Annotated in this window: 1 protein-coding gene; it reads left to right on the top strand. The window is 65.4% G+C overall.

What is annotated here, in order from left to right; genetic code table 11:
• A partial coding sequence (locus HOC_RS20830) for an HAD family hydrolase (protein WP_035542858.1) occupies positions 1–286 on the top strand: 286 nt, incomplete at both ends.

Here is a 286-nt window from a genome sequence, read left to right as displayed (position 1 = left end):
TGCGCGCTGGCGATCGCGACACCAAGCGCAATCCTGTCTGGCGTTGCCCGTGCGGCGCGTGGAGGCGTTCTCATCAAGGGCGGAGCACCGCTCGAAGCGCTTGGACGCGTCGATGCCATTGCATTCGACAAGACCGGAACGCTCACCGAAGGCGATCCCCGCCTCGTTGATATCGCGCCCTATGGCGACGCGACAGAAGCGGAATTGCTGACTGTGAGCGCCGCGGTGGAAGCGCTCAGCGATCATCCCCTCGCACAGGCCGTTGTGCGCGATGCCAGGACACGCC

Origin of the sequence: Hyphomonas oceanitis SCH89 (genome assembly GCF_000685295.1) — a bacterium.
Taxonomy (GTDB): Bacteria; Pseudomonadota; Alphaproteobacteria; order Caulobacterales; family Hyphomonadaceae; genus Hyphomonas; species Hyphomonas oceanitis.
This window is presented reverse-complemented; position numbering and strand designations above follow the sequence as displayed.